This window comes from Cyanobium sp. ATX 6A2, assembly GCF_024346355.1.
GTDB lineage: Bacteria > Cyanobacteriota > Cyanobacteriia > PCC-6307 > Cyanobiaceae > NIES-981.
The window spans coordinates 70,437-96,750 of record NZ_JAGQCU010000001.1; the positions used below are offsets into that span (position 1 = coordinate 70,437).

The following is a 26,314-nucleotide window of genomic DNA, read 5'->3' on the forward strand; positions in this document are numbered from 1 at the left end:
CATTTCCCACACCCTGAGCCCCCAGGGTTAACGGCACATCAACACCGGCAAGGTAGGGACGTAGTCCACACAACCTCACCGGCCTGAACGCCGGGAAGCGTGGCTGGGGGGCCATAACCTGACTGCGTTGCCCTGCAGGTGTGATGGCGACGCCACCGGTGCTGGTGTGCGGCCTCGGTGCCATGGGCCAGGCCTGCCTGCAGCGCCTCAGCCGTTTTGATGTGGCCCTGCGCGGCCTCGATCTGCAGCGTCCCAGCTGGCGCGATCCCGAACTGGAGCGACGGCTGGATCCCGACCTGGTGCTCGGTGACATGCGCCTCCCCCATGTGCTGCGGGCGGCAGGGGCGGAGCAGGCCCGCAGCGTGCTGTTGCTCAGCTCCCTGAGCACGGTGAATTTCGAGGCCGCCCTGCAGGTGCGGCTGCTCAATCCCCGGGCCCAGATCGTGGTGCGCTCCTCCAGTCAGCAGGCCGACTTCGCCGCGCTGCTGGAGGAGAAACTGCCCGGCATCGCCGTGGTGGATCCGGTGCTGCTCACGGCCGAGGCCATCACCGCCGCCCTGCGGCCCAGCCGCGAGGCGGCCCTGTTTCGGGTGGAGGGCCAGGCCTACGGCCTCACCGAAGGACGCCTGGAGGACCGCCGCTACCAGCGGGTACTCCATCTCGGCACCACGGAGGGTCCACCGCTGCTGGTGACACCGCTGGCTCTGGTGGGCCTGCCGCTGCCCAGCGCGACCCTGACTGCAGGGGGGGCTGAAGGCCAGCAGCAGAGGCCCTGGACGGGCTGGTGGCGCTGGCGAGAGCGGCTTCAGGGCTGGCTGCAGCGACGCACATCTCTGCAGTGGATCCTGGTTGGAGCCGTGCTGGCCCTGCTGCTGGCCGGGCTGCAGCTGTTCGCCGGCCCCCACGGCTGGCGGCAGGGGGTGTTTGTGACCCTGGCCCTGCTCAAGGGCGAGTACGTGGACGCGGTGGCCGTGTTCCTCACCGACGAGCGCTCCATCGGCGAGGCCAGCGGCTGGCTGATCGGAGGAAGTTTGCTCTATGCCCTGGTGGGCACGATGCTCACCTCCGCCCTGGTGGCGGTGATCCTGGAGTGGCTGCTGCGCGATCGCCTGGGGTTGCGGCGACCGCGGGCGCCGCGCCGGGACCGCCCGCTGGTGCTGCTGATCGAGGGCGGGGCCCTCGCCGATCGGGTTCAGCAGGATCTGGAGCGTGAGCGCTGCAGTGTGCTGCGGGTGAGCGAGCAGGAGGGCAGCGGCGCGGCACCACCTCTGCGGCTGGAGGAGGCCCTGGCCTTGCTACCCCGCCAACCGGCCGCAGGGGTGGGGGTGTTGTCAGCAGATCTGCTGGGCAACCTGCATACCGCCCTGGCCCTGCAGCAGCGCTGGCCGCAGGCACGGCTGGCCCTGCTCGCCGCCGCGATGGGGGCCTCCGAGCAGCTGGGGGATCTGCTCGGGGGAATGACCGTGATCTCCACCACCGACCTGGTGGCGGACGCGATCGTGGCCACGGCCTTCGGCGAAGTGGTGCTGGGGGTGTGCCGCATCCGCGGTGTGACCCTGATGCTGGTGCGCTACGGCATCAGCGCCGATGACAGCCTCTGCGGCCGCAGCGTCACCCGGCTGGACAACGGCTACGGGCTCACCTGCATCGCCCTGCGCCGTGCCCGCAGCGCCAGCTCCCTGGCGCTGCCCCGGGCCGAAACGATTGTGGCGGCCGGCGACCAGCTCACCGTGCTGGCCGACCTGAGCGCTCTGCGGCGGGTGGAGCTGGGCCGCAGCAGCCCGCCCGCCTGGTGCCTGCGGCTGCAGGTGATCGGGCCCCTCGATGGCGACCGCCGCTTCGAGCTGCAGCAGTGCCTGGCCCGCTGGCTGGGACGCCAGCCCGGCGAGATGCTCGGCCTGCTCGATGGCGCCGAGCACCACACGCCCCGCCTGGATCGGGACATCAGCGAGCTGCTGGCCCAGGACCTGCACCACCTCGGTGTGCGCTGCCAGGTGGAGCCTGTGTCCGGGGATGCGGCCCCCCAGGCAGAGGCGTGAGAGCTTGAGCGGCTGCGGGCCCCGAGGCATCTCCCCTCGCCATGACCGACCTCGCGCCGATCGCCAGCTTCCCAGGTCCCCACGATCCAGTGGGCGAAGGCCTGGGGCTGCTGCGCCAGCGCTTCAGCGCTCTGGGCCCTGCCCGGGGGAGACCCACCCTCTCCCACCGCAAGGTGGCGATCGTGGGCTGCGGTGCCGTGGGCATGGCCTGCGCCCTGTCGATGCTGCATCGCGGCTGCCTGGAGGAGCTGGTGCTCGTGGACGTGGCCACCGAACGTCTGGAGGGGGAGGTGATGGACCTCTGCCACGGCATGCCCTTCCTGCCGCGCGCCGACGTACGGGCCGGCCGCATCGAGCGGGAGGGCCAGGGCGCCGATCTGGTGGTGATCACCGCCGGCGTCGCCCAGAAATCAGGCCAGTCGCGGCTGGAGCTGATCGAGGCCAACGCGGAGCTGTTCCGCCACATCATCCCTGCGATCGCGGAGCATTGCCCCCGGGCGGTGCTTCTGGTGGTCAGCAACCCGGTGGATCCGCTCACCCACATCGCCGGGGAACTGAGCGGCTTCCCCCATCACCGTGTTCTGGGTTCGGGCACTGTGCTGGATTCAGCGCGGTTCCGCATGGCGATCAGCCGCCGGGTGGGTCTCGACCCCCACGATGTGCAGGCCTGGGTGATCGGCGAGCACGGCGACAGCGAGGTGCCGGTATGGAGCCGCGTGGCGGTGGGAGGTCTGGGGCTGTTCGACGACAGCGGCCATCCCCCGGTCGTGGAGGATCCCGAACTGTGGGCGCTGTTCAACCGGGAGGTGCGCCAGGCGGCCGGTGAGATCATCCGGCGCAAGGGCAGCACCTCCTGGGCCATCGGCCTGGCCACGGCTGAGATCGTGGAGGCGGTGCTGCGCAGCCGCGAACAGGTGCTGACGGTCAGCACCCGGGTGGGAGCAGACGACGGTCTCCCGGATGTGTGCCTGAGCCTGCCCACCGTGGTGAACCACACCGGCGCTGTGGCCAGGCTGCGCCTGGCCCTCTCGGCCCACGAGCGCCGCGACCTCGAGCGCAGCGCCGGTTTGCTGCGCCAGACTCTCGACGCAGTGGGCTTCTGAGCACGCTGCTGGTTGCCGAGGCCGGCCCGCAGCCCCGCTATTTTGTCCGAATCCGGGCCAGCAGCTCCAGCACCTGGGCGTCGCTGAGCTGCTCAAACTGGGAGTACCAGAGGCCCACGGACGTGAGGTCATCCACGGGAGCCAGCACCGTGAGGCGATCCACCAGAGCCGAAAGCCAGTCCGCCACGCGGCGATCCACCACCGGCACCGCCAGCTCCAGCCGAGCCGGCTCCAGGCGGCGCAGCGACCGCAGGGCCGCCTCCACCGTCATGCCGGTGGCAATGCCGTCATCCACCACCACCAGATGGCGGCCGCACAACTGCTCGGGCGGCGGATCACCGAACAGCCGCTGCCGGCGCTCCAGCTCCGCCTCCTGCTCCGCCAGCCAGCCCCGGCGACGGGCGGCGCTCTCGTGGCTGCGGGCGCCGCCGCCATTACGCCACACAGCCACCCCGCCGGGGGCCACGGCCCCGATCGCCACCTCGGGGATGGCGGGATCGGCCACCTTGCGCACCGACCAGGTGGCCAGGGAGCAGCCCAGTTCGCTGGCCATGGCCGCCGCCACAGGCACCCCGCCCCGGGGCAATGCCACCAGGGTCACGGGCAGCACTGGGTTGCGCAGACGGCCGCAGGCCCGGGCCAGCTCAAGCCCGGCCTGGTGCCGGTTGGCCCAGAGGGGAGGCTCCAGCCGCCGCTCAGGCCTGAAGGAAGACCAGCTGTTCATGGCCACCGGCTCGTCTCAGCGGTCGCAGGATCAAGCCGGACCCGGTCGCCAGGGGAAGCACCAGATCCGCGTCCATCAGTCAACTCCCTGCTTCCCCCATCCTGCAGCCGGAGGGCGGGATGCGTCCCCCCTGAATCCTCAGGCCTGCCCCGGCACCGTCACGGGCTGAACGTTCCAGATGCGCTCGGCATAGTCGTGGATCGAGCGATCACTGGAGAAGAAGCCACAGGCGGCGGTGTTGGCCAGCGACCGGCGCGCCCAGCCCTGCCGATCGAGCCAGGCCTGATCCACCGCCTCCTGGGCGCGGCGGTAATCACCGAGGTCGGCCATCACCTTGAAGGGATCGGAGCTGGTGAGACTGGCCAGCAGGGGATGGAACAGTTCCCGGTCGCCTTCGCTGAACTGGCCTGATCCGATCAGGGCAAGCACCTCACGCACCATCGGATCCTGATCAATCCAGGACATCGGGTGGTAGCCGAGTCGATCGAGCTCTGCCACCTGCTCGGTGGTGTGGCCGAACAGGAAGAAGTTCTCATCCCCCACCCGTTCGCGGATCTCCACATTGGCGCCATCGAGGGTGCCGATCGTCACCGCGCCGTTGAGTGCCATCTTCATGTTGCCGGTGCCGGAGGCCTCCTTGCCGGCGGTAGAGATCTGCTCGGAGAGGTCTACCGCCGGATACACCAGCTGACCCAGTTTCACGCTGAAGTTGGGCAGGAACACCACCCGCAGGCGGCCCTCCATGGCCGGATCCATGTTCACGATCCCGGCGATGCCCACGATCAGACGGATGATCAGCTTGGCCATGGCATAGCCCGGAGCCGCCTTGCCGCCGAACAGGAAGGTGCGCGGCGGCAGATCCTCGCCGTTGCGCAGGCGCAGATAGCGCTCCACGATCAGCAGGGCGGCCAGATGCTGGCGCTTGTATTCATGGATTCGCTTCACCTGCACATCGAACAGCGACGTGTGATCCAGCAGCACTCCGAGCTGCTCCTGCACGTGTTGGATCAGGCGCCGTTTGCCGCGGTCCTTCACCTCCTGCCAGCGCTTCAGAAAGGCAGGGTCGCCGGCGTGGGCGCTGAGGCCCTGCAGCGCCTCAAGGTCGTGGCGCCAGCGCTCCCCCAGCACCCCATCGAGCAGCTCGGCCAAGGGGGGGTTGGCCACTGCCATCCAGCGGCGGGGGGTGACGCCGTTGGTGACGTTGGTGAAGCGCTCAGGCCAGAGCTCGGCGAAATCAGCCAGCACATGCTCGCGCAGCAGCCGGCTGTGCAGTTCGGCCACACCGTTGGTGTGATGGCAGCCCACCAAGGCCAGATGGGCCATGCGCACCCGCCGCCCATTCCCTTCCTCGATCAGAGACATGCGACCCAGCTTCTCGGGGTTGCCCGGATAGCGGATGCGCACCATGCGCAGGAAGCGGACATTGATCTCGTAGATGATCTCGAGCTGGCGGGGCAGCAGCTGCTCGAACAGCTCCACTCCCCAGGTTTCCAGCGCCTCGGGCAGCAGCGTGTGGTTGGTGTAGCTGAGGCTGGCGGTGGTGATGGTCCAGGCGGTGTCCCAGTCGAGATGGTGCACATCGAGCAGCAGCCGCATCAGCTCGGCCACGGCGATCGCCGGATGGGTGTCGTTGAGCTGAACGGCAAACTTGGTGTGGAACTGCTCGGGTTTCAGCCCCTGGCCCTTGAGGATCCGGAACATGTCCTGCAGGGAGCAGCTCACGAAGAAGATCTGCTGGGAGAGCCGCAGGCGCTTGCCCTGATCAAACTCGTCGTTGGGATAGAGAACTTTGGAGAGGGTCTCCGACTGCATCTTGCGCAGCACCGCCCTGGCGTAGTCGCCGGAGTTGAAGGAGGCGAAGTCGAAGGCGTCCGCTGCGGTGGCCGACCACAGCCTCAGGGTGTTGGCGGTGTTCACCCCGAAGCCCAGGATCGGGGTGTCGTAGGCCACGCCGATCACGGTCTGGCCGCCGATCTGCACCGGGTAGCTCCACTCCGGACGGATCACCTCCCAGGGGTTGCCCTGGGCCAGCCAGGGATCGGTGCCCTCCTGCTGGCCTGCCGATGTGATCTGCTGGCGGAAGATGCCGAATTCGTAGCGGATGCCGTAGCCGATCGCCGGCAGCTCCAGGGTGGCCATCGACTCCTGGAAGCAGGCGGCCAGACGGCCGAGACCGCCATTGCCCAGGCCGGGCTCCGGTTCCTCAGCCAGCAGCACCTCCAGATCAAGCCCCAGCTCGGCACAGGCGGCGCACGCCTCCGCGCGGATGCCGAGATTCACCAGATTGTTGTCCAGGTGGGGGCCGAGCAGGAATTCGGCGGAGAGGTACACAGCCGTGCGCACATGGCTCTGGGTGTAGGTCTCGGCCGTGTCCACCCACTTCTGCAGCAGGCGATCCCGCACCGCCAGGGCCAGGGCCCGGTAGTGATCGTGCCGGGTGGCCAGGGAGGGGGATTTGGCCTGGCTGAAGAAGAGGTGGCGGCGGATCGCCTCGGCCAGGGGGCTCGAGAGGGCAGATCCGGACAGGGGCACAGGCTGCGCCGCGGCAGCGGGCTGGATGGGGGAGTTCTCCAGGGCCATGGCGTGCGTGGCTGACGGCGGACAATCCCCCACTTTTGCCCCCACCAGGGGGCAACGCGCTGCCTGAACCACTACCGAAACCCGCACTCAGGACGGTCAGCCCCGCCCGCCAACATGGCGAAATCAGCACAACCCTGCCAGAGCCAGCGGGCAGCTGCAGCCTCGCCTGGTTCGGCTCCGCAGCAATCCGGTATCAACGGCAGCAACAGGAAGGGGGGTGCGGGGAGTTTGGTATAGGTTCCGCATCAATCGCTACTCATGCCCTCACTGTCCCGCCTGCAGGCGATCGGGGACATCAGCGCCCGTCCCCCCCTGGAGGTGGCACCCGCCAGCGAACTCAAGGATCTCTGGGCCCGAGACGTGTTCACCCTGGAGAAGATGAAGTCCGCCCTCCCCAAGGAGGTGTTCAAGTCGATGCAGCGCTCGATGGTCGAGGGCTCGAAACTTGATGGCGCGGTGGCCAATGTTGTCGCCCAGGCCATGAAGGACTGGGCGACCAACCGCGGGGCGCTCTATTACGCCCACGTTTTCTATCCCCTCACCAACCTCACCGCCGAGAAGCACGACGGCTTCATCTCCGTCCAGGGCGACGGCAAGGCGATCACCGAGTTCACCGGCAAGCTGCTGGTGCAGGGAGAACCCGACGGCTCCTCCTTCCCCAACGGCGGCATCCGCTCCACCTTCGAAGCCCGCGGTTACACCGCCTGGGATGCCACCAGCCCGGCCTATCTGATGGAGACGCCCAATGGCGTGACCCTCTGCATCCCCACCGTGTTCGTGTCCTGGACCGGTGAGGCCCTCGACAAGAAAACGCCCCTGCTGCGCTCCAACGCGGCGATGAACAAGCAGGCCCAGCGCCTGCTGCGGCTGCTGGGGGAAACCGAGATCGCCCCGGTGAACTCCAGCTGCGGAGCCGAGCAGGAATATTTCCTCGTGGACTCTGCCTTCACCGCCCTGCGACCCGATCTGCAACTGTCCGGGCGCACCCTGTTCGGCGCACCGCCAGCCAAGGGCCAGCAGTTCGACGACCACTACTTCGGCGCCATCCCCGAGCGGGTGCAGGTGTTCATGCAGGACGTGGAGCGCCAGCTCTACTGCCTGGGCATCCCCGCCAAGACCCGGCACAACGAGGTGGCCCCGGGCCAGTTCGAGCTGGCTCCGTACTTCGAGGCGGCCAACGTGGCCACCGACCACCAGCAGCTGACCATGACGGTGCTGCGCAACACCGCCAAGAAACACGGCTTCACCTGCCTGCTGCACGAAAAACCCTTCGCCGGGGTGAACGGCAGCGGTAAGCACGTGAACTGGTCGATCGGCAACCCCACCCAGGGCAACCTGCTCGATCCGGGCAGCACCCCCCACGAAAACCTCCAGTTCCTGCTGTTCTGCGCCGCGGTGATTCGCGGCGTGCACTGCTACGGCCCCCTGCTCCGTGCCGTGATCGCCACCGCCAGCAACGACCACCGTCTCGGTGCCAACGAGGCGCCGCCGGCGATCATCTCGGTGTACCTCGGCAGCCAGCTCGAGGACGTGTTCAACCAGATCAAGAGCGGCACACTTCAGGGTTCTGCCAAATCCGCGCTGATGTCCCTCGGGGTGGACACCCTGCCCGACCTGAACAAGGACCCGGGCGACCGCAACCGCACCTCCCCCTTCGCCTTCACGGGCAACCGCTTCGAATTCCGGGCGGTGGGCTCGGGCCAGTCGGTGGCCGGCCCGCTGGTGGCCCTGAACACGATCCTGGCCGATTCCCTGGCCTGGATCTCCGACCAGCTGGAGAGCAAGATGGCCTCCGGCATGCCGTTGGAGGAGGCCGCCTTCACCGTGCTCAAGAGCGCCATGGAGGAGCACGATTCGGTGGTGTTCGGCGGTGACGGCTACTCCTCCGAGTGGCACCGCATGGCCGTGGAGGAGCGGGGGCTGGAAAACCTGCCCACCTCCGCCGATGCCCTGCCGGTGCTCAAGCGTCCGGAAATCCGCGAGCTGTTCGAGCGCACCGGGGTGCTCAGCGCCACCGAGCTGGAAAGCCGTTATGAGGTGTATGCCGAGCAGTACATCCTGGCGATCGAGGTGGAGACCAGGCTGGCGGTGCGCATGGCCCGCACCCAGGTGTACCCGGTGGTGATGGACTGCCTCGACAAGCTCTCCCTCTCGCTCAAGAACCAGGAAGCCCTCGGCATCCCCACCGACCGCTCCCTGGTCACCAAGGTGGCCACCCTCAACCAACAGCTCGTAACTTCCTGCCTCAAGCTCGAGGAGGCCATGGAGAATTCTCCCCATGGGGTGGATGCCCACATGCGCTACTGCGCCGATGTGCTGGTGCCGAGCATGCTGGCCATCCGCGCAGCGGTGGACGGGCTGGAGATGCTGATCGACGACGCCAGCTGGCCCCTGCCCTCCTACCAGGAGATGCTGTTCCTGCGCTGAGGCGGCATCAGTTTCAGGCGGTGGCTTGGTCGGAGGACCTCGCCACCGCCTTTTTCATGGCCGGTTTCATGGCCGGGGCCGGGAGGGTCCGGGGGCTGACGGATCCACGGGCAGGCCCTTGAGCCCCAGGGCCAGCCGCCGCGCCAACAGGAGCAGGGGATAGACAGCGCGGGAGCGCGGCTGGGCCGCCAGCAGTGGGGCCATCAGGCCCAACAACTGATCGCTGGGCTGCATCCGCGCACAGATCCACTGGATGGCCTCGGCGCCGTGGAGCACCTGATCCCCGAGCAGCACCATGGCGCCATTGGCCAGCCGGTAGCCGCGCCGCTCGAGCGCTGCGCGCAGGGCATGGTCGGCCCGGCCGTCACGGATCTGCAGATCGGGGATGCCGCCGCGCAGTTCACTGAGCTCAGCGAAGTGACGGCAGAAGGGACAGCCGCCGTCAAAGACCAGCACGGGCGCCGGAACGGGATCCCGAGGCGCGCCGCTGGCTCTCTCTGCCCCGGGATCGCTTCTAAGGTGATCCATTCTCAGGTCGTCCTCTGCAGATCTCAACTCAGCCCTCCCGGCCCCTGCCCCAGCAGCGGCGGTTCCGGTTGCGCCGCTTTCTGCATGGCCTCGGCCCGGTGTGCATGATCCTGACCCATCTGGGCTGTGCACTGCTGGTGTTCACCGGCCTCGGACCCGCCGCGGCCCTCTGGGCCCTGGGCCTCTATCTGCTGCGCATGCTGGCCACCACGGCCATCTACCACCGACTGGTGACCCATGGCAGCTACCGGGCGCCAAGGCTTGTGTGGTGGCTGGGCTGCCTGATCGCCACGGCCTCCGGCCAGATGGGCCCGAGCTGGTGGAAGGCTCACCATCTGCAGCACCACCGCCATGTGGACACCGACCTGGACAGCCATTCGCCCCTGGCACCGGTCACGGGCTGGCGCGGGGCCTGGCATTCCCAGGCGGGTTGGCTGTTCAGCAAGGATTTCCACCCGCGCCAGCTACCCGCCGACGTGGAGGCCGACCCGGTGCTGCGCTTGATGGACCGACTGCAGGTGCTGCCCCCCCTGGCACTGGCCTGGCTGTCGTGGCAGCTGGGAGGGCTGGAATGGCTGGGTGCCTACTGCCTGAGCACCACGCTCCTCTATCACGGCGTGGCCTCGGTGAATTCCGTGGCCCATCTGGTCGGTGACCAGCCGTTCGTCACCGGGGACGCCAGCCGCAACAACCGCTGGGTGGCCCTGATCACACTTGGGGAAGGCTGGCACAACCTGCATCACGCCTTCCAGGCGTCGGTGCGCCAGGGTTTCACTGTGCACGACGGGCAGGTCAGGACACTGCCCGACCCCACCTATCGCTTCATTCGTGGACTGGAGCGTCTGGGCTGGGCGCATGGTCTGCGCATCCCCAGTGATCGGGCCCTGCTGGCCAGGGCCAGGCCGTAGGGCCTGGACCCCGGCGCAGAAGCTGGGCTCACCAGCTCTTGCGAACGCCGCCGCCACCACCGCCGCCGCCACCGCCGCCACGGGGCTCGGCCTTGTTGACACGGATCATGCGACCCATCCACTCCACATCCTGGAGGTCGTCGATGGCTTTCTGTTCGTCGGATTCCTCGGCGAACTCCACAAAGGCGAAACCACGCTTGCGGCCGGTGTCGCGATCAAGGGGCAGGCTGCACTTGCGCACCGAACCGTATTCACCGAACAGGTGCTGAAGGTCCTCCACCTCGGCGTCGAAGGAGAGGTTGCCCACGTAAATGGTCATGAAATGAACTGGAATGAGATTGGGTATTGATTCGTCGAACGCCCTGGAGAAAGTCGCTGGCCTGGAGGAGAAACCGATCTGTGGGCCGATGGGGCCCGTGAGATGACCCGGAGAGGCTCGCAACGCGAGCGGCTGGACCGGGTCGGGGAAAGCGCCGCTGGAAAGAAACCTGCTGAAGAGTGATCCTGAATCGTTCTCACCCTACAGGCCGACGGGGCAGCGCGCTGCAGCCGTGTCACACCAGCTGCTTTTTTTGAGCTTTGCTGCACAAGGTTGCGGACTGTGGCAGAAGCAGAGCCGTAATTGTGCAAATTGTGCCGAATCCGCAGCCCATCGATCCACAGGCAGTCGAGGTCCCTAAGACAGGTCGGAAGCGAACTGACGCGATGCGTGCCGTACCCGAGGGTTGCCGAATAGCTGGCCAGTCTGGCCAGATGGTGGTGGGGCGCACGCTCCATTACTTCGCCCGCCACTTTCACGAGCCGATCACGATCAGCCAGGTGGCAGGGCATCTGGGCATCAGTGAAGACTGCCTCGACTTCTGGTTCGACCAGACCCGCGGCATGACGCCCGCCGAGGCCCTGCTCCACCACCGTCTCAATCGCCTCTTCCACACCATCACCGAACAGCCCCGTCAAGGGCTTCGCAAGGCCATCGTGAGCTGCGGACTGGGGGAAGGCCGGCGCACGATTGCCTTGTTCGAAAACACCTTCGGCATCGAAATGCCCCTGTTCCTGCTCACCAGCCGACGGGCGGCGGAGGATCGGGCCTTCCGGCGTCTGCACCCTTCTGCCGATCAGCTGGTGCTGCCCTCCTGAGGGGGCGTGGTCAGATCACGCGGTGCCAACGGACCTGCACCTTGTTGTCCACGGTGATCGTCTGGTTGTGCAGATCCATGCCCTGGACGGAGGCCACTTCACCCTGCAACCCTTGGGCACCGAGCTGTTCAACGAGTTGCTTGATCAGCTCTTCCTCCACCTTGCCCTGATCAAAGCCGCTGGGCGTGAGATCGGCCAGAAAGCGACCGATCTTGCTGGCCACCACATCGGAGGCATTGGTCACCTTGATCACGATCATGGGGGAAGAAGCCGGGCCCGGTGGTGGAGACCTGATCCTACTGAGATCGAACCCTGCGGACGAGCGACTGGGTTGGCCGGGGCCGCTCAACCGGGAGCTGCAGCACCCGGGCAGCCCACTCGGCCGTGAGGGCGGCCAGCAGGCTGCGACGATCACCAAGAATGCGAAGCATGGGGTAAGGGGAAATCACATCCACCAGGCTCCCCCATTCCGCCAAGCCACGATGTACCTCGGTCACTACGGCGGGAAGCGAAAAGCACCAACCAGTGGCACCTGCCATTCGCCAGTGAACCTGGGTGACGGCCCGAACGGGGGGGGGGGGGTGCGGTGCCTCAGCGCAGCTTCTGGTCGGCGCTGAAGGCTTCGATGGCGACAGGGCGGAGAGCGCCAGGGCCTTGCCTTACAGCCGAATGCACAGGGGCGGAAGCCGACTGAGGGGCCAGCAGAGAGCTAATGATGCCAGCGTCAAAGGAGAAGCGACCGGGACCCACCAGCAGGATGGCGGCGCTGCCGCCGAGATAGAGCACAACCAACTCCAGCACGTAGATGTTGAAGCCGCTGGTAAGGATGTGGTGATAGGCCGCCACCGTCATCGTGCCGGCCAACGCCAGGGCGCCGAAAGGAGAGAAGACGCCCAGAATGACACACCAGGAACCGAAGATCTCAGCAAATCCGGCCAGGTGGGCCATCAGCAGCGGGAACGGCAGGTGCAGGGGTACCACATAGTTTGTGGCGAAGAACTCCGGGTTCGCAAGCTTTTCCTGGCCGTGATGAATCATCATCGTGCCGATGGCCAGCCGCAGGAGCAGCAATCCGACATTGGCCAGAACGCCCTGACGCAGAAAATATCGGGACACAAACGATGGAGACAAAAACGATCGAGTCAGAAAAGAATTCATGGCAGCGAGGGGTTACCCAGCGTGGCTTGGTTGAGGGTCGGGAAGGGCTCGGTACGCGGCCGCGGTTCAGCGCACGGGACGTGCGGGACCGGACAGCCGAAGCAGCCAGAGGGCCACGGAGGCGGTGATGAAGGCCAGGAACGCTTCCAACAGCACGGTGGTGGTCATGGGGAAGGGGAGGAGGGCAGTGGGGCTGAACCCGATGCAATCCACATTGGCGCGCCATGTAACGAAGTGTGAGGAGCCTCTCAGGTGGCCGGGGCGGCTGGGAGAGGCAGCTGGGACAGACTTCTGCCCTAGAACGGGCGCCTGCTCTTCCGGCGCCAGCCGCCGGCCCTTGGCGATTTCCGGTTCCACCACAGGCCCGCCCCTGGTGCTGGTGCACGGGCTGCTCGACACCCCCGCCGTCTTCAACGCGCTCAAGCGGGAACTGGGAAACCGCCGGCAGCCCCTGTTGATCCCGGCCCTGCCCCTGCGCCTGGGGGCCACTCCGGTGCTGGAGGCGGCCGCCCTGCTCGGCAGCCACATCGAAGCCGCCTTCGGCATCGAGCAGCCCGTGGATCTGCTGGGGTTCTCCATGGGCGGGGTGATCGCCAGGGCCTGGATTCAGTTGCGCGGTGGCCAGCGGCGCACCCGCCGCTTCATCAGCGTGGGCAGCCCCCAGCAGGGCACCCTCACCGCCCAACCCTGGCCGAGCCGGCTGCTGGCCGGCATCGCCGACCTGAAATGGGGCAGCCCACTGCTGCAGCAGCTGAACGCCAATTGCGACAGCCTCTGCCGGATCGAATGCCACAGCTTCTATTCCGGCCTCGATCTGGTGGTGCTCCCCGGCTGGCGGGCCGTGCTGCCGGTGGGAGCCCGCACGATGCTGCCGGTGCTCACCCACCCCCAGCTGCTGCGCGATCCGGCCGCCATCGGGCCGCTGGCCAGAGAGCTGCTGCGGCCATAGCTTTGAAGGGTTGCATCCCCATCATCAGCCGTGCATGGAGTTGATCACCGTCTCCCTGCTGGTGCGCTGGCTGCTGGGCTGGCTGCTGGCGGCACGGATGCCGGTGCTGCCGCTGGCCACCCCCAGCGGAACACCCCGGTTTTCGGTGCTCATCCCGGCCCGCAATGAGGCCGACACCCTGCCCCATCTGCTCACGAACCTGGCGCAACAGACCTTGCAGCCCCTGGAGGTGATCGTGATCGACGACCACTCCAGCGACGCCACCGCCACCATCGCCCGCCGCGGGGCGCCGGGACTGCCGGTGCGGGTGATCCAGCCGCCGCCGCTGCCGGCCGGCTGGTGCGGCAAGACCTGGGCCCTGCACCACGGCGTGGAGGCCAGCCGCGGCGAGCTGCTGATGTTTCTCGATGCCGACACCGAACCTGCCGCGGACTTTCTGCAACGGCTGGTGGTGGCCTGGCAGTGCCTGGGCGGCCTGGTGTCGGTGCAGCCCTACCACCGCACGGAACAGCCCTACGAGCAGCTCTCGGTGCTGTTCAACCTGGTGGGCCTGCTGGCCGTGCCGCTGGGGCCGGGCTGCGGCGTGGCCTTCGGTCCGGCCATGGTCACCAGCCGGGCCGACTACCTGCGCAGTGGCGGCCATGCAGCGGTGGCCAACAAGGTGGTGGAGGACTGGTTCCTGGGCCATTGCTACGAGGCGGCGGCCCTGCCGGTGAGCGCCTTCATCGGTCACGGCGTGATCGCCTACCGCATGTATCCAGGCGGCCTGGAGGATCTGGTGGCGGGCTTCAACAAGAACTTCGCCGCCGCCGCCGGCGAGGTGCGCTGGCCCTGGATGCTGGCTGTGCTGCTGTGGCTCTCGGGACTGTTCTGGGCGGCCTGGTGTCTGCCGGCCTCCCTGCTGGGATGGCCGCTGATGGGGGATCTCCGTCCCCTGTTCAACGCGCTGATCTACGCGGCGTTCGCCCTGCAGCTGCTGGTGATCACCCATCGGGTGGGCCGCTTCCGCTGGATCAATCTGGTCTTTCCAGTGCCCGTGCTGTTTTTCCTGGCGGTGTTCGTGCAGGCGATCCTCAACCTCAAGCGCGGCCAGGTGCGCTGGAAGGGCCGCACCTTCAGCACCCGCTGATGGCCCTTTCCGGCTGGTTCGGGAGCGGGCTGCCGAGTGGGCTGCCCGCGGTGCTGGGCTGCGCCGGGCTCTGGCTGCTCTGGTCGTTGCTGGTGGGCTCCATCGCCAACCACCTGCCCGAAAGGCTGCTGGAGCCGCGGCGGGATGGGGACGCCGCCCTCGCGTCCGGCACGTCACCCACCCGCACGACGCAGCAGGCGCTGCGTCGCATGAACAGGCGCCTGGCGATCCGGCGCTGGAAGCCCTGGATCCCCGACGCCGGCAACGTCCTACCCGGCGGGGTGAGCAAGGCCAGCCTGGTGCGGCGGAGCCCTGTGGCCCTGCGGCGGCTGCAGCTGGAGACCCGGCGGGCCGAACTGGTGCACTGGGCCCTGTGGCCCGCCTGGCTGCTCACGGCCCTGTGGCTGCCGCCCGCAGGCGTGCTGCTCAATCTGGCCTTCGCCACCCTGTTCAACCTGCCCTGTCTGTTGCTGCAGCGCTACAACCGCCTGCGGCTGCAGCTGGTGCTGCAGCGGATGCCCACCAGCGGCTGATCTCAGGCCCTGCTCAGGCCCCCAGCCAGCGCTCCTGCAGCGTCAGCGTCAGCACCAGGCCCGGATCCTCCACGTGGCGGGCCAGCACCAGGCGATGCTCACCGGGTTCGAGCGCGAAGCCGTCGCGGGCCTCATCAAAGAAAGCCAGACGGCGCAGCGGGATCGTCAACTGCAGACGGCGGTGTTCCCCGGCGTCCAGCTCCAGCCGCGCAAACGCCACCAGGGTGCGCGGCGGACGCGGAACCCGCTGGCCAGGAGGCTCCAGGTACACCTGCACCACCTCGGCGGCCGCCATGGGTCCCCGGTTGTGCAGCGTCAGCGACAGCTCCACACCCGTGCCCCCGTGGGGGTCTCCGGGCAGCGGCTCGGGCGGGGCGAGGCTGGGATCGCTGAGCTCGAAACGGCTGTAGGAGAGCCCGAAGCCAAAGGGATAGGCGGCTCGCTGAGCGGCGCGGCCCAGGCGGCGGTACCCATGCCAGAGGTCGTAGCTGACCTCCAGGGCCCGGGGTTCGAAGGGCGGCAGCTGGGCGGTGCTGCTGGGCAAGCTGAAGGGAAGGCGCCCCGAGGGCGACACCCGGCCCAGCAGCACGTCGGCCAGGGCGTGACCGCCCTGCTCCCCCGGATACCAGAGCAGCAGGATGGCGGGCACCGCCTGGCGCCACTCCTCCATGAGCACGGCCCCGCCGCCCATCAGCACCACCACCGTGCTCGGGTTGGCGGCCACCACCGCCCGGATCAGGGCCACCTGGGAGGGGGGCAGGCGCAGGTCGGTGCGGTCGCCGGAGGCGAAGTCGCCGCCCTGGCGGGGCGTGGCGTGGCCGGTGAGCCAGGCGATCAGCTCAGCCGCCGGCTGCCACAGCCGGCGCAACCGGCGGCGCCCCAGCCGGCGCTGGAGCCACGGGGGCTGCAGCACCCCTGGAGGGGGAATCTGGCGCAGGATCGAGGCGATGTCGCCGGGATGGATGTGCTCCCCCTCCAGGCGCCAGTCGAGCCCCACCACCACCACCGCCGCCTCACAGCCGGCGGCCACAGAGGCAGCCGCTACCGGGTCATCGCTGTCCCCATGGCTGATCGCCAGCTGGGGTGCGGCGGCCCGCAGACCCTCGAGGGGGGTCACCACCGCCCCCGGCGGCGGGCGGGTGTCGGAGGAGCCCCGGTCGCCCAGGTTGGGTTGCGCCGCCAGCCGGCCCACCACCGCCAGGGAGTTCAGGCCGCTGAAGGGCAGCACCGGGCCCTCGTTGCGCAGCAGCACGATCGAGCTGGTGGCCGCTTCCCGCGCCAGGCGCCGGTGGGCGCTGCAGCGGCGCAGGGCGGGCGGGTAGGTGCCCGCAGGCAGGGCCAGCTGCGCCCGCAGCAACCGCAGCGCGGCATCGTTGACGCGGGCCAGGGGCAGCCGGCCATCGGCCAGCGCCTCTTCGAGCACGCCCTCGAACACCATCCGGAAGGGCATCTCCAGGTCCTGGCCCGCCAGCTGGGCGGCCACCCCATCGCGCACACCGAAGATGAAATCGGTGACCACGAAGCCCTCAAAGCCCCAGCGGCCCTTGAGGATCCCCTCCAGCAACTGGGGGTGTTCGCCGCACCAGATGCCGTTGACCCGGTTGTAGGCACTCATCACCGAGGCGGCGCCGGCCTCCACGCAGTCGCGGAACTGGGGCAAATAGAGCTCATGCAGCACCCGCGGGCTGGCGCACACATCCACCAGAAAGCGGGAGCTGTCGATCGAGTTGAGGGCGAAGTGCTTGACACAGGCGAGCGTGTGGCGCTGCAGGCCACGGGTGATCGCCGCGCCCAGCACCCCCACATGCACGGGATCCTCCCCGTAGGTCTCCTGCGCACGGCCCCAGCCTGGATGACGCAGCAGGTTCACGCACACCGCCGCCACCCAGTTGGCCCCGAAGGAGCGGGCCTCCAGGGCGATGGCTTCCCCGATGCGCTCCTCCAACTGAGGATCCCAGCAGGCTCCCCGGGCAATCGGCACCGGGAAGGTGGTGGCACCTCCCTCCAGGCACACCCCGCGGGGACCATCCACGAACTGCAGACCACTCAGCCCCAGCCGGGGAACCTGGGCGGCCGGCCAGGGATGGCGGTGGGAGGCGTCGCGGGTGGCGATGTCGAACAGGCCCGCCCAGAAGGGAGTGTCGCCATCGAGCAGGGCGAGCTTCTCGGCCGTGCTCAGCTGTGCCAGCAGGGCCGCAGCCCGGCATTGGATCGATTCGGTATCACTCAACGCAATGGAAGCGGCTGGGCTCGCACCCTCAACCTATGGGCAGCGGGGGATGGGTTCAGGCGGTTGGGTTCAGGCGATCAGAGCGCCACCGGTGCGGCGCCGGATCGCCACCACCGCGGGCCGCGGCGGCCGGCCGGGCACGCCCGAGGGCCAATTGGAGCCGAGGGGCACGGTGCGCAGCTGGCTGAACGGCTTGCCCTGGCGATCCACCAGCTCGTGGGCCTGGACCTCAAACTGCCCGTCGCGCGTGCCGTGGTTCTCGCCGGGGTGCTGCACAGCCAGGAAGAGGGTGGATTCGCTGCTGTCAAAACAGGGACCGCACAATTCACACTCCATCGGCCCCGTGGCGAACAGAAGGGCCTTGCCGGAATCAGGTCCGCTGCTGGGCAGCAGCCAGCAGCTGTTGTTGCCGAACAGATCGAGCTGACCGGAGCGCATTGAGCGGTCGGTCACCATCCACACGTTGCCGGCGGAATCCACGCTGAGGTTGTCGGGATTGGTGAATCCCAGACCACCATCCCAGGGGGCTCCCCCGACCGCCACCATGCGCCAGCGGAAGTTGCCACCGGCCCGCCCGGCGGCCGGCGCGTTGCGCTCCGACAGACGCATCACCCAGCCATGGGGCCAGCTGGATTCCCCGGACGGGCCGCGGAAGATGGCCGGGTCGGAGCGCCCCTCGAGATCGGCCCCAGCGGCGGTGAAGGCGATCAGCAGGTCGCCGCTCGTGGGGTCCAGCACCGTGTCTTCTGGCCGGGCAGCAGCCGTGGCCCCCGCGGCATTGGCAGCCAGGTGGGCATCGATGAGGATCGCCCCCATCTGCTCCTCGCCCTGGCCTGGATAGAGGCTGGCGAGGGTGCGGTAGCGGCTGCGGTAGGCCCGCACCTCCTCGTCGCTGGCCAGGTTCTCCCCACCGGCCTGGAGCCGGTCGCGATGGGGCAGCCGGGTGGGCTGCTGCAGATCGAACGCCTCGAAGTGGCTGGGCAGCTGGGGATCGACAGGCGTCTCGGGAGAGAGCACGATCCAGCGGCCGCCACCCCCCGGCTCGAAGCGCGCCACCTCCAGCCGACCGTGATCAAACAGCCTGGAGTTGGCTGGGTCGCTCGGGTCACGCACCAGGTCGCGACTCACAAAGCGATAGAGATGGCCTCCGTGGCGGTCGCAGCCGGAATACACCTCCAGTGGTTCACCACTCCGGGCCCGCACTGCTACGGCCTCATGGCGGAAACGGCCCAGCCAGCTGTGTTTCACGGCCGGCTGATCCGGCCGGCGGGGATCCAGTTCCACCATCCAGCCGTATTTGTTGCCCGCCAGGCCGAAGGGGTTGCCCAGGCCACTGAGCCGTTCGCCATCGAAGCGGAAAGGATGCAGTGAGAGGTCTGCGGAGCTGCCGTCGGCATACACCGGCTCCACCACCTGGCCCTGAAAGTTCTCCTCGGCCGAGAGCACGGTGCCCCAGGGCGTCTGACCGCCGGCGCAGTTGGCGAAAGTTCCCACCACCGTGTCGCCCAGACCGTCGTCGAAGCCGAGCCGCTGACTGCGGCGGAACACGGCTGCCGCGGGCCCACTCACCTGCAGCCGGCTGGCCGGATCCTCGAGACCGCTGAGGCCCGTGATCCGCCGCTCCAGATCCCCCCTCTGCCGACGCCAGCTGCCATCGGCCTGGCGGCGCATCGCAACGACACCGATGCCCAGATCGTCCATGGCGGCCCGGGCCAGCAGATCGATTTGCTCTCGCAGGGGATCGTCGGCCGCCAGTGTGGCCACATCCACGGTTCCGCCCCGCCCTGCCAGGGCCTCACGCACCTGGGTGAGCGGCAGGTCGCCGCCCACCGCCTCGCGGAAGCCCTCGCTCCAGGGGCGGAAGCTGATGTACTCGAAGTTGACGGTCAGCAGGGCGCTGTCGCCGCCCAGGTCGGTGAAGGCGGTGTAGTCGTTGTTGTATCCGAAGCGGCTGTCACCAAGGGGGTCCCCCCAGGTCACCAGCACATCGGCATGGAAGCCGTCGGGAACCTGCAGGCGATCCTCGATCGTGAGGCGGGCAAGGCGGTTGCGCTGCTCGGCGGCGCTGAGCCCATCGCTCGCCAGGGGGATGGGGCCCTGCAGCAGGGCAAGGGGTGGGCCGCCGGGGGATCGCGAGCAGGACGTGGCCCCTGCCATGCCCAGGCCCGCCAGGCCCATCAGTTGGAACAGGGTGCGGCGTTTCATGGCGGTGGGCGCAGCGGAGGGGCGCGGAGTGATCGCAGAGCGGCAGCTCGCGACTTCGGATGATGACGGCTCAGGTTTAAGAACTCGTGGGGTGCCGGGCAGCGCGCAGGGCCACAGGGAAGGGTCGGACCTCCGCACCACCGCGGCCGCCCCACACCCTGAAAGACCTTGTTACATTTCTATACAACAAACGCATCCGTCACCCGTGTCCAACTCCTCCCTCTCCCTCAGCCGCGAGTTCACCGTGGCCATGCACTCCCGGGCCATCGACGCCTGCGACAACATCGAGGAGCTGCGCAGCGTGGCCAAATCTCTGCTCTCCGCCTGGCAGACCCAGGCCATGTTCAGTGAGCAATACGGGGCCGAGCTGCTGGGCCTGAAGCCCCGCGGCTGATCCACCGCTTCGTACCGGGATCAGCTTTCCCCAACCGTCGGCGTCCTGGTTCAACCCCTGTGCGGTTCAACCCCAGACTGACGCTGAGAACCAACGGGTCCCTGCCCCGAGGCCCAGATGCGCAGCCAACCGGCCAAAAGATCCCTCCAGGCGGACAAGACCCGCCTGGTTGCCCTGCGCGATGAGTTCGGCAGCGACGCCCGCTTCGGGCAGGTGTTTGCCATGCTCACCCTGGGATCCACCGTGATTGCCACCCTCGGGCTGCTGGCCAACAGCCCGGCGGTGGTGATTGGCGCCATGGTGGTTGCCCCCTGGATCATGCCCCTGCAGGCCATGGCCTTCCAGGTGCTGCGGGGGCAGTTCCCCGACTTTCTCAGGGCCCTGAGCACCCTGGCCTTGGGCGTGCTGCTCGGCCTGTTCGTGTCGGTGGGGGTGGGTCTGCTGGTGCCACTGCCCAACCACGGCAGTGAAGTGATGGCGCGCACGGTCCCGAACCTGCTCGACCTGGGCATCGCCCTGATGGCAGGGGTGGTGGCGATGTACGCCAAGCTGCGCAAGGAGGCCATCAACGCCGTGGCCGGCCTGGCCATCGCCGTGGCCCTGGTGCCACCGGTGTGTGTCACCGGCCTGCTGCTGGCGGCAGGCCGGTGGCAGGACGCCTATGGCGCCGCCCTGCTGTTCCTCACCAACCTGCTGGGCATCCTCACCGGAGCGATGGTGACCCTGAACGTGCTGGAGCGGCCGTTCCGGGGACGGTTGCTGCGCAGCCGGCTGGGGATCACCAGCATGGCCCTCACAGCGCTGCTGGTGATCCCTCTGGGGGGCAGCCTGCTGAATCTGATGGGACTCTCGCGCCGTCAGATGCGCGAGCAGCGCGTCGAGGAGCTGATTCTCAGCAGCCTGCGCAACGAAACCTTCACCCTCGGGAGGGATTCGGAACTGGAGAGCGTGCGCATCGACTGGGACGAGGATCCTCCGGTGATCACCGCTCGGGTGAGCGTCAGTGATCCACGCCTGCCCACCTTCACCCAGGTGAGCGCGGTGCAGTCGTTCATCAACACCAAGCTGGCCCCCCGCCAGTTCCGCCTGGTGGTGAAGCGCACCTCGATCGACGTGGTGGGGCCGGAGCCTGAACCCGTGCCGGACGGCTACGCGAATCCAGCCTGGCCCTGGCTGACTCCGGCGATCGTGCCCCAGGGTGGGCTTTTCGGTGAGGCCGGAGAGAACCCTGATGACGACCCCGCTGCGCCGAACGCAGCCGATGCCCCCAGCGGCGATGGGCCCTGAACCCGAAGCACCGCTGGCCAGCCGTTGCATCGGCATCCGCTCACGGCAGCGGGGCTTTGGTGGCCATGGCCACAGCTGTCGCCCCGGGCGCCGCTATCAAGGTTGCAGCGGCGCCAGTGTCATGTTGTCCACCAGCACACGCCTGCGCCTGCAGGCCATCCTCGAGCGCATCGCCCTCGGCCAGCCGGTGAGCCTCAGCGAGCGGGTGTATGTGCAGAAATTCGCCGACCGCGACCCCACCGTGGCCTCCTGGCTGCGGCGGGCCCGACGCCGGCAGCAGACGGCAGGGCCGGGCGATGGCATCGAACGACTGCTGGCCGATCTCGATCTGGGTTCTCCCGAACCCGACGACCGCTTCCGGCCTGGCGAGGACGACCTGGGCGATTGGTTCAGCGGGGCTCCGCCCTGGCTGCGGCGCAGCTGAGGGCGCCTCCTTCAGGCCGGGCTCAGGGGTCATCCCAGCTGAAGCCGCCGTCCTGCCAGGAGCGGGGGTCATCGATCGGCTCGAGGTGGGTGATCACGTCGGTGCGCGGCAGGGCTGCGGTGATCTCCCGCTCGAGGAGCTCGCAGAGGTCGTGGCCTCTCTGCACGCTCCAGTGGCCTGGCACCAGCAGGTGAAAGGCCACAAACCGCCGCGATCCGGCCACTCGGGTGCGCATGGCGTGCACGGCCAGGCCCTCGCCGATGTGGGGGGCCAGCAGGGCCTCCAGCTGGCGCTGCTCCGCGTCCGGCCAGGCCTGATCGAGCAGGCCGGAGGCGGTTTCGCGCAGCAGCTTCCAGCCCATCACCACAATGTTCAGAGCCACGGCGATGGCGATCAGCGGATCGAGGATGGTCTGGCCGGTGAGCTGCACCAGGGCCACGGCCGCCACCACCCCCAGGGAGGTCCACACATCCGTGAGCAGGTGCTGGGCATCGGCCCGGAGGGTGATCGAGTGGAAGCGGCGGCTGGCCCCCAGCAACAGCCAGGCCACCAGAGCATTGAGACCACTGGCCACCAGCGACAGGGCCAGGCCGACACCCACCTGCTCCAGGGGCTCTGGCGCCAGCATCCTTCCCAGCGCTGTGACGGCGATGGCGGCGGCAGCCACCAGGATCAGGGCGCTCTCCAGACCGCTGGCGAAATACTCGGCCTTGAAGTGGCCGTAGGGGTGCTCGCGATCGGGGGGCTTGGCGGCCAGGGTGAGGGCCCAGAAGCCCGCCAGAGCAGCCACCAGGTTGACGCCGGATTCCAGGGCGTCAGAGAAGAGGCCCACCGACCCGGTGATTCGCCAGGCAGCCAGCTTGAGCACGATCGTGGCCGCAGCGGCCCCGATCGAGAGGGTGATGTAGGAGCGGGCGGACCTGAACATCGGGCTCATCGTGCAGGCCGCTCCAGAAAGATGATGAAGGAGGGTCTCGGAACGTGACGAGCCGTGTCGTGTGCGCTGGATCACCTTGTGGTGGAGCGGCCAGCTGCCGATAGTGCAGTTACAGGCACCCCGAAGCGACTGCCTATGGATGAAACCCAGACAACCAGATCTGCGGAGTGAGCTGAGGTTCAGACCCTGCTCCAACAGTCTCCATCGATCTCCGGTTTCCCCGGCGTGTGACGTCGTCGCCGTCCATTGCACCGTCCCCAGAGCGGCATTTCTGCCGCAGTTCAAGGTGCCCCGGACCAACCGGGAAGCCCCGCTTGAGCCATGGCCCCAGGGCCAGTCTCAGCCCGCTCCGCCCACAACCGAAAACCTCGTATCGATCCGGCGATCCCAATCGATCGCTCACTCACCCCGTGGGCTCTCCCCACCGTGACCCAAGCGACACAAGCCCGGAGCCCAGGCTCCGGGCTTTGTTGTGGTTACCACCCCTGGGCCAACCTCGGTCACGGGCACAATGGGCCCGATCGGTTTCCGCGGGTCACTCCCGGAAGGCAACGAGGAAAGTCCGGTGTGGGACGGGTCCGTCCCGTGCCGAATCCGGCGCTGTCCCGCAGCTGTGATGGAGCCGGCCCCACCCGGCTTCTCAGTCAGAACGCTCGCCGGTTGCAAATCCCTCAGACCCGGCGCGGACCCTGGCAGAGCCCATGAACAGCACCACGGCCACCCAGCCGCCGCTCGACTTCAGCAGCCTCGATGGCGTGGGGGTGATGATCTGCGGCCACGGCAGCCGCAACCGCCTGGCCTGTGATGAGTTCGCCCAGCTGGCCCACGGCCTGCGCCGGCGCCTGCCGGAGGTGCCGGTGGAGCACGGCTTCCTGGAATTCGCGCGGCCGATCCTGCGCGATGGCCTCGATCGCCTGCGGCAGCGTGGTGTGAGCAGGGTGCTGGCGGTGCCGGCCATGTTGTTCGCGGCCGGCCATGCCAAGAACGACATCCCTTCCGTGCTGAACACCTACGCCGCCGAAACCGGCCTGCAGATTCAGTACGGCCGCGAGCTGGGGGTCGACCGCAAGATGATCCAGGCCGCCGGGGCCCGCGTGCGCGAGGCCCTCGACGCCGCCGATGCTGCCGGCGAGCCTGTGCCCCTCAGCGACACCCTGCTGGTGGTGGTGGGCCGGGGCTCCTCCGATCCCGACGCCAACTCCAACGTCACCAAGGTGATGCGCATGCTGGTGGAGGGCTTCGGCTTCGGCTGGGGGGAAACGGTGTACTCGGGCGTCACCTTCCCGCTCGTGGAGCCCGGCCTGCGCCACGTCGTGCGGCTCGGGTTCCGCCGGATCGTGGTGTTCCCCTATTTTCTGTTTTCCGGCGTACTGGTGAGCCGCATCTACCAGCACACCGACCTGGTGGCCGGAGACCACCCCGAGGTGCAGTTCCTCAAGGCCGGCTACCTCAACGACCATCCACTGGTGATCGACACCTTCCGCGAGCGCCTGGAAGAGGCGATCCGCGGCGATACCGCCATGAACTGCTCCCTGTGCAAATACCGGGCCCAGGTGCTGGGCTTCGAGCCGGAGGTGGGTGCCCCTCAGCACAGCCATCACCACCACGTGGAGGGCCTCGGCGAGCCCTGCACCCTGTGCGAGCAGGAGTGCACCGGCGCCTGCCAGCCCGACGGGGTACCCCTGCCGGCCGGCCATCACCACAGCCCCTATCCCCACGCCGAGCATCCGCTGGGCCCGCTCACCCTGCGGCGCGCGGGCTGACTTCCTCAGCGTCATCAGCCTGGATCGTGACCGCGTAGCTGAGCCTGGAGCTTGCACTGCCCCAGTAGCTGCCCGCCACGGGCATGGCTCCGGTGGGCTCATGGGAGGCGGCCACCGCCACATGGCCGGCACCGGTGGGAATCCCGCGGGTGGGGTCGAAGCCCTGCCAGCCAAGCCCCGGCAGATACACCTCCGGCCAGGCGTGCAGGTGCCGTTCCGGGGTGTTCAGAGCCGAGCGGTCCTGATAACCGCTCACGAAGCGGCCGGCCAGGCCCTGACTGCGGGCCACGGCAAGAAACAGCAGGGCCTGATCGCGGCAGGCGCCCCGGCCCGATTGCAGGGTGTGCACCGGGCTGTGGGCCTCGCCCAGCTCCCGGATCTCGCGGCTGATCTGGGTATGGATATGGGTATTGAGGGCAGCGAGGAAGGTGAGGGGTTCGGCGCCGGCCTGGTTCAGCAACTGTTGAGCCAGGTGCTCCACCACTTCCGGGGCCCCGCCGGCCCGGCGGTAGGGAGCCAGCAACGGCGCCTCCTCACACGGGTACTCGAGCGGAAGGGCCGCAGGCCGGCAGAGGCCGACGGGCAGGGGCGCGGCCAGGCCGTCGCGCTGGATCGTGAAGCACGAGACGATGTCCAGCCGATCCGTGGGACCGTCGAACCAGAGGCGGGTGACCCGGTTGCCCTCGGCATCGAGGGCCTCCAGTTGCAGGCTGGGCGCAGGTTCGATGCGCAGGCGGAAGTGCAGTTCCCGCTGTCCGCTCTGGGCACGGGGGCGCAGCCGCAGGATGTGGGGTCCGAGCTGCACCGGCTCGCTGTAGCGATAGCTGGTGCGGTGTTCAACCTCGATGCGCATGGCCCTGGCTGCAGCGACAGCTCCTCCCTGGGAGGCCAGCTGACCAGGCTCAGACTAAGGCGACAGGAATGGGTCGCCTGAGATTCGAACTCAGGACCAATCGGTTAAAAGCCGAGTGCTCTACCGCTGAGCTAGCGACCCGCGCCCTTCGGGCACCGTGAGACCGTATCACCCGAAGGCCACCGCCTCCAACTGGCCACCAGAGCCAGAATGGTGGGCTGCCAGCCCCCTTCGCCATGTGCCCCGCAGCGTCCGCCGGGAAGCCTGCCGCCCCCTGGCCCGCGCCCCAGGCCCCCTGGCCCGCGCCCCACGTGGATACCGACGCCTGGGTGGCGGACTCAGCTGTGCTGATCGGCGATGTGCGCCTCGAAGCCGGCGCCAGCCTGTGGCCCACCGCCGTGGCCCGCGGGGACGTGTGCCCGATCGTGATTGGTGAGGGCAGCAACGTGCAGGACGGGGCGGTGCTGCACGGCGACCCAGGCCAGCCGGTGCTGATCGGCGCCGATGTGACCGTGGGCCATCGCGCCGTGGTGCATGGCGCCACCCTGCAGGACGGCTGCCTGATCGGCATCGGCGCCGTGGTGCTCAATGGGGTGACCGTGGGGGCGGGGGCTCTGGTGGCGGCCGGTGCGGTGGTGACCCGCGACGTGCCGCCCGGGGCCCTGGTGATGGGGGCGCCGGCCCAGGTGAAGCGGGAGCTCAGCCCCGAGGCCGTGGCCGACCAGCGCGAGCACGCCCGCCGCTACCGGCAGCTGGCCATGGCCCATGCCGGCCGCAGCAGCGACCCGGGCTTCGCACCGGTGTGATTGCCAATCACTGCGGGCAACACCGCAACGGAGGGTGCTGTCCGTAGGATCACGCCACCGTTTCCCCGCCCCCACCATGGACCTTCGGCTGGTGCTGGTTGCCGCTCCGATCCTTCTGGCCGCCGCCTGGGCCGTGTTCCACATCGGTCGCGCGGCCGTGGGCCAGGTGCAGCTCATGATCAAGCGCGCCCGCGCCTGAG

The 26,314-nt window shown here is 68.5% G+C and carries 24 protein-coding genes, 1 tRNA gene and 1 riboswitch; of the genes, 14 read left to right on the forward strand and 11 right to left on the reverse strand.

Annotation, left to right across the window (positions count from 1 at the left end; all coding sequences use genetic code 11):
* Window positions 1-143: 143 nt before the first annotated feature.
* Window positions 144-2,039, forward strand: coding sequence for an NAD-binding protein (locus KBY96_RS00360; RefSeq protein WP_254977225.1), 1,896 nt, complete (start codon window positions 144-146; stop codon window positions 2,037-2,039).
* A 41-nt stretch (window positions 2,040-2,080) separates the two neighbouring features.
* Complete coding sequence (locus KBY96_RS00365) at window positions 2,081-3,142, forward strand: L-lactate dehydrogenase (protein ID WP_254977226.1); 1,062 nt, start codon at window positions 2,081-2,083, stop codon at window positions 3,140-3,142.
* A 37-nt stretch (window positions 3,143-3,179) separates the two neighbouring features.
* Here KBY96_RS00365 and KBY96_RS00370 read toward each other — a convergent pair whose 3' ends face one another.
* A complete protein-coding gene (locus KBY96_RS00370) occupies window positions 3,180-3,866 on the reverse strand; it encodes a phosphoribosyltransferase (RefSeq protein WP_254977227.1) in 687 nt (228 codons plus the stop codon).
* Between the two features lie 138 nt (window positions 3,867-4,004).
* Complete coding sequence (locus KBY96_RS00375) at window positions 4,005-6,446, reverse strand: glycogen/starch/alpha-glucan phosphorylase (RefSeq protein ID WP_254977228.1); 2,442 nt, start codon at window positions 6,444-6,446, stop codon at window positions 4,005-4,007.
* A gap of 258 nt (window positions 6,447-6,704) precedes the next feature.
* Here KBY96_RS00375 and KBY96_RS00380 point away from each other — a divergent pair, with 258 nt between their 5' ends.
* Entirely contained in the window at window positions 6,705-8,873 is a 2,169-nt protein-coding gene (locus KBY96_RS00380; RefSeq protein ID WP_254977229.1) for a glutamine synthetase III, read from the forward strand.
* 66 nt (window positions 8,874-8,939) lie between these two features.
* Here KBY96_RS00380 and KBY96_RS00385 read toward each other — a convergent pair whose 3' ends face one another.
* Entirely contained in the window at window positions 8,940-9,329 is a 390-nt protein-coding gene (locus KBY96_RS00385; RefSeq protein WP_254977230.1) for a DCC1-like thiol-disulfide oxidoreductase family protein, read from the reverse strand.
* 176 nt (window positions 9,330-9,505) lie between these two features.
* On the opposite strand from KBY96_RS00385, the gene KBY96_RS00390 reads away from it, so the two are divergent.
* Window positions 9,506-10,309 carry an acyl-CoA desaturase gene (locus KBY96_RS00390; protein ID WP_254977231.1) on the forward strand — a complete coding sequence of 268 codons (804 nt, stop codon included), beginning with the start codon at window positions 9,506-9,508 and terminating at the stop codon, window positions 10,307-10,309.
* Window positions 10,310-10,337: 28 nt separating this feature from the next.
* Here KBY96_RS00390 and KBY96_RS00395 read toward each other — a convergent pair whose 3' ends face one another.
* The gene (locus KBY96_RS00395) at window positions 10,338-10,628 is read right to left on the reverse strand and encodes an RNA-binding protein (protein WP_254977232.1); all 291 of its coding nucleotides are present in this window, start codon (window positions 10,626-10,628) and stop codon (window positions 10,338-10,340) included.
* 440 nt (window positions 10,629-11,068) lie between these two features.
* Between KBY96_RS00395 and KBY96_RS00400 the strand changes: the two genes are divergently transcribed.
* Window positions 11,069-11,446: a hypothetical protein gene (locus tag KBY96_RS00400; RefSeq protein WP_254977233.1), complete on the forward strand. Its 378-nt coding sequence runs from the start codon at window positions 11,069-11,071 to the stop codon at window positions 11,444-11,446.
* A 10-nt stretch (window positions 11,447-11,456) separates the two neighbouring features.
* Here KBY96_RS00400 and KBY96_RS00405 read toward each other — a convergent pair whose 3' ends face one another.
* On the reverse strand, window positions 11,457-11,705 hold the full coding sequence (locus KBY96_RS00405) for a hypothetical protein (RefSeq protein ID WP_254977234.1): 249 nt from the start codon (window positions 11,703-11,705) through the stop codon (window positions 11,457-11,459).
* 332 nt (window positions 11,706-12,037) lie between these two features.
* Complete coding sequence (locus tag KBY96_RS00410) at window positions 12,038-12,604, reverse strand: DoxX family protein (RefSeq protein ID WP_254977235.1); 567 nt, start codon at window positions 12,602-12,604, stop codon at window positions 12,038-12,040.
* A gap of 343 nt (window positions 12,605-12,947) precedes the next feature.
* Between KBY96_RS00410 and KBY96_RS00415 the strand changes: the two genes are divergently transcribed.
* The 3 genes from KBY96_RS00415 to KBY96_RS00425 are packed head-to-tail and all read left to right on the forward strand — an operon-like array spanning window position 12,948 to window position 15,215.
* On the forward strand, window positions 12,948-13,553 hold the full coding sequence (locus tag KBY96_RS00415; RefSeq protein ID WP_396122222.1) for an alpha/beta hydrolase: 606 nt from the start codon (window positions 12,948-12,950) through the stop codon (window positions 13,551-13,553).
* Window positions 13,554-13,587: 34 nt separating this feature from the next.
* Window positions 13,588-14,682, forward strand: coding sequence for a glycosyltransferase family 2 protein (locus tag KBY96_RS00420; RefSeq protein ID WP_254977237.1), 1,095 nt, complete (start codon window positions 13,588-13,590; stop codon window positions 14,680-14,682).
* On the forward strand, window positions 14,682-15,215 hold the full coding sequence (locus KBY96_RS00425) for a hypothetical protein (RefSeq protein WP_254977238.1): 534 nt from the start codon (window positions 14,682-14,684) through the stop codon (window positions 15,213-15,215). Before KBY96_RS00420 ends, KBY96_RS00425 begins: the two co-directional genes overlap by 1 nt.
* 13 nt (window positions 15,216-15,228) lie before the next feature.
* Here KBY96_RS00425 and KBY96_RS00430 read toward each other — a convergent pair whose 3' ends face one another.
* Entirely contained in the window at window positions 15,229-17,445 is a 2,217-nt protein-coding gene (locus KBY96_RS00430; protein ID WP_254977239.1) for a beta-glucosidase, read from the reverse strand.
* 69 nt (window positions 17,446-17,514) lie between these two features.
* Window positions 17,515-19,650, reverse strand: a complete 2,136-nt coding sequence (locus KBY96_RS00435; protein ID WP_254977240.1) for a PhoX family phosphatase — start codon at window positions 19,648-19,650, stop codon at window positions 17,515-17,517.
* A 205-nt stretch (window positions 19,651-19,855) separates the two neighbouring features.
* Here KBY96_RS00435 and KBY96_RS00440 point away from each other — a divergent pair, with 205 nt between their 5' ends.
* The 3 genes from KBY96_RS00440 (at window position 19,856) to KBY96_RS00450 (ending at window position 21,755) form a co-directional block, all read left to right on the forward strand.
* Complete coding sequence (locus KBY96_RS00440) at window positions 19,856-20,044, forward strand: hypothetical protein (RefSeq protein ID WP_254977241.1); 189 nt, start codon at window positions 19,856-19,858, stop codon at window positions 20,042-20,044.
* Window positions 20,045-20,161: 117 nt separating this feature from the next.
* Window positions 20,162-21,331, forward strand: a complete 1,170-nt coding sequence (locus tag KBY96_RS00445) for a DUF389 domain-containing protein (protein ID WP_254977242.1) — start codon at window positions 20,162-20,164, stop codon at window positions 21,329-21,331.
* The gene (locus KBY96_RS00450) at window positions 21,321-21,755 is read left to right on the forward strand and encodes a hypothetical protein (protein ID WP_315859451.1); all 435 of its coding nucleotides are present in this window, start codon (window positions 21,321-21,323) and stop codon (window positions 21,753-21,755) included. The genes KBY96_RS00445 and KBY96_RS00450 overlap by 11 nt, the downstream gene beginning before the upstream one ends.
* 22 nt (window positions 21,756-21,777) lie before the next feature.
* Here KBY96_RS00450 and KBY96_RS00455 read toward each other — a convergent pair whose 3' ends face one another.
* Complete coding sequence (locus KBY96_RS00455) at window positions 21,778-22,683, reverse strand: cation diffusion facilitator family transporter (protein ID WP_396122206.1); 906 nt, start codon at window positions 22,681-22,683, stop codon at window positions 21,778-21,780.
* 514 nt (window positions 22,684-23,197) lie between these two features.
* A riboswitch (cobalamin riboswitch) is annotated at window positions 23,198-23,368 on the forward strand.
* Between the two features lie 25 nt (window positions 23,369-23,393).
* Between KBY96_RS00455 and KBY96_RS00460 the strand changes: the two genes are divergently transcribed.
* On the forward strand, window positions 23,394-24,455 hold the full coding sequence (locus tag KBY96_RS00460; RefSeq protein WP_254977244.1) for a sirohydrochlorin chelatase: 1,062 nt from the start codon (window positions 23,394-23,396) through the stop codon (window positions 24,453-24,455).
* On the opposite strand, the gene KBY96_RS00465 is transcribed toward KBY96_RS00460, so the two are convergent.
* Window positions 24,433-25,308 (reverse strand): transglutaminase family protein, encoded by an 876-nt coding sequence (locus tag KBY96_RS00465; protein ID WP_254977245.1) that lies wholly within the window; start codon window positions 25,306-25,308, stop codon window positions 24,433-24,435. The genes KBY96_RS00460 and KBY96_RS00465 overlap by 23 nt on opposite strands.
* 69 nt (window positions 25,309-25,377) lie before the next feature.
* Window positions 25,378-25,449: transfer RNA gene (locus KBY96_RS00470), tRNA-Lys, on the reverse strand.
* Window positions 25,450-25,544: 95 nt separating this feature from the next.
* On the opposite strand from KBY96_RS00470, the gene KBY96_RS00475 reads away from it, so the two are divergent.
* A complete protein-coding gene (locus KBY96_RS00475) occupies window positions 25,545-26,114 on the forward strand; it encodes a gamma carbonic anhydrase family protein (protein WP_254977246.1) in 570 nt (189 codons plus the stop codon).
* A gap of 76 nt (window positions 26,115-26,190) precedes the next feature.
* On the forward strand, window positions 26,191-26,313 hold the full coding sequence (locus tag KBY96_RS00480) for a photosystem II protein Y (RefSeq protein ID WP_254977247.1): 123 nt from the start codon (window positions 26,191-26,193) through the stop codon (window positions 26,311-26,313).
* Window position 26,314 lies beyond the last annotated feature (1 nt).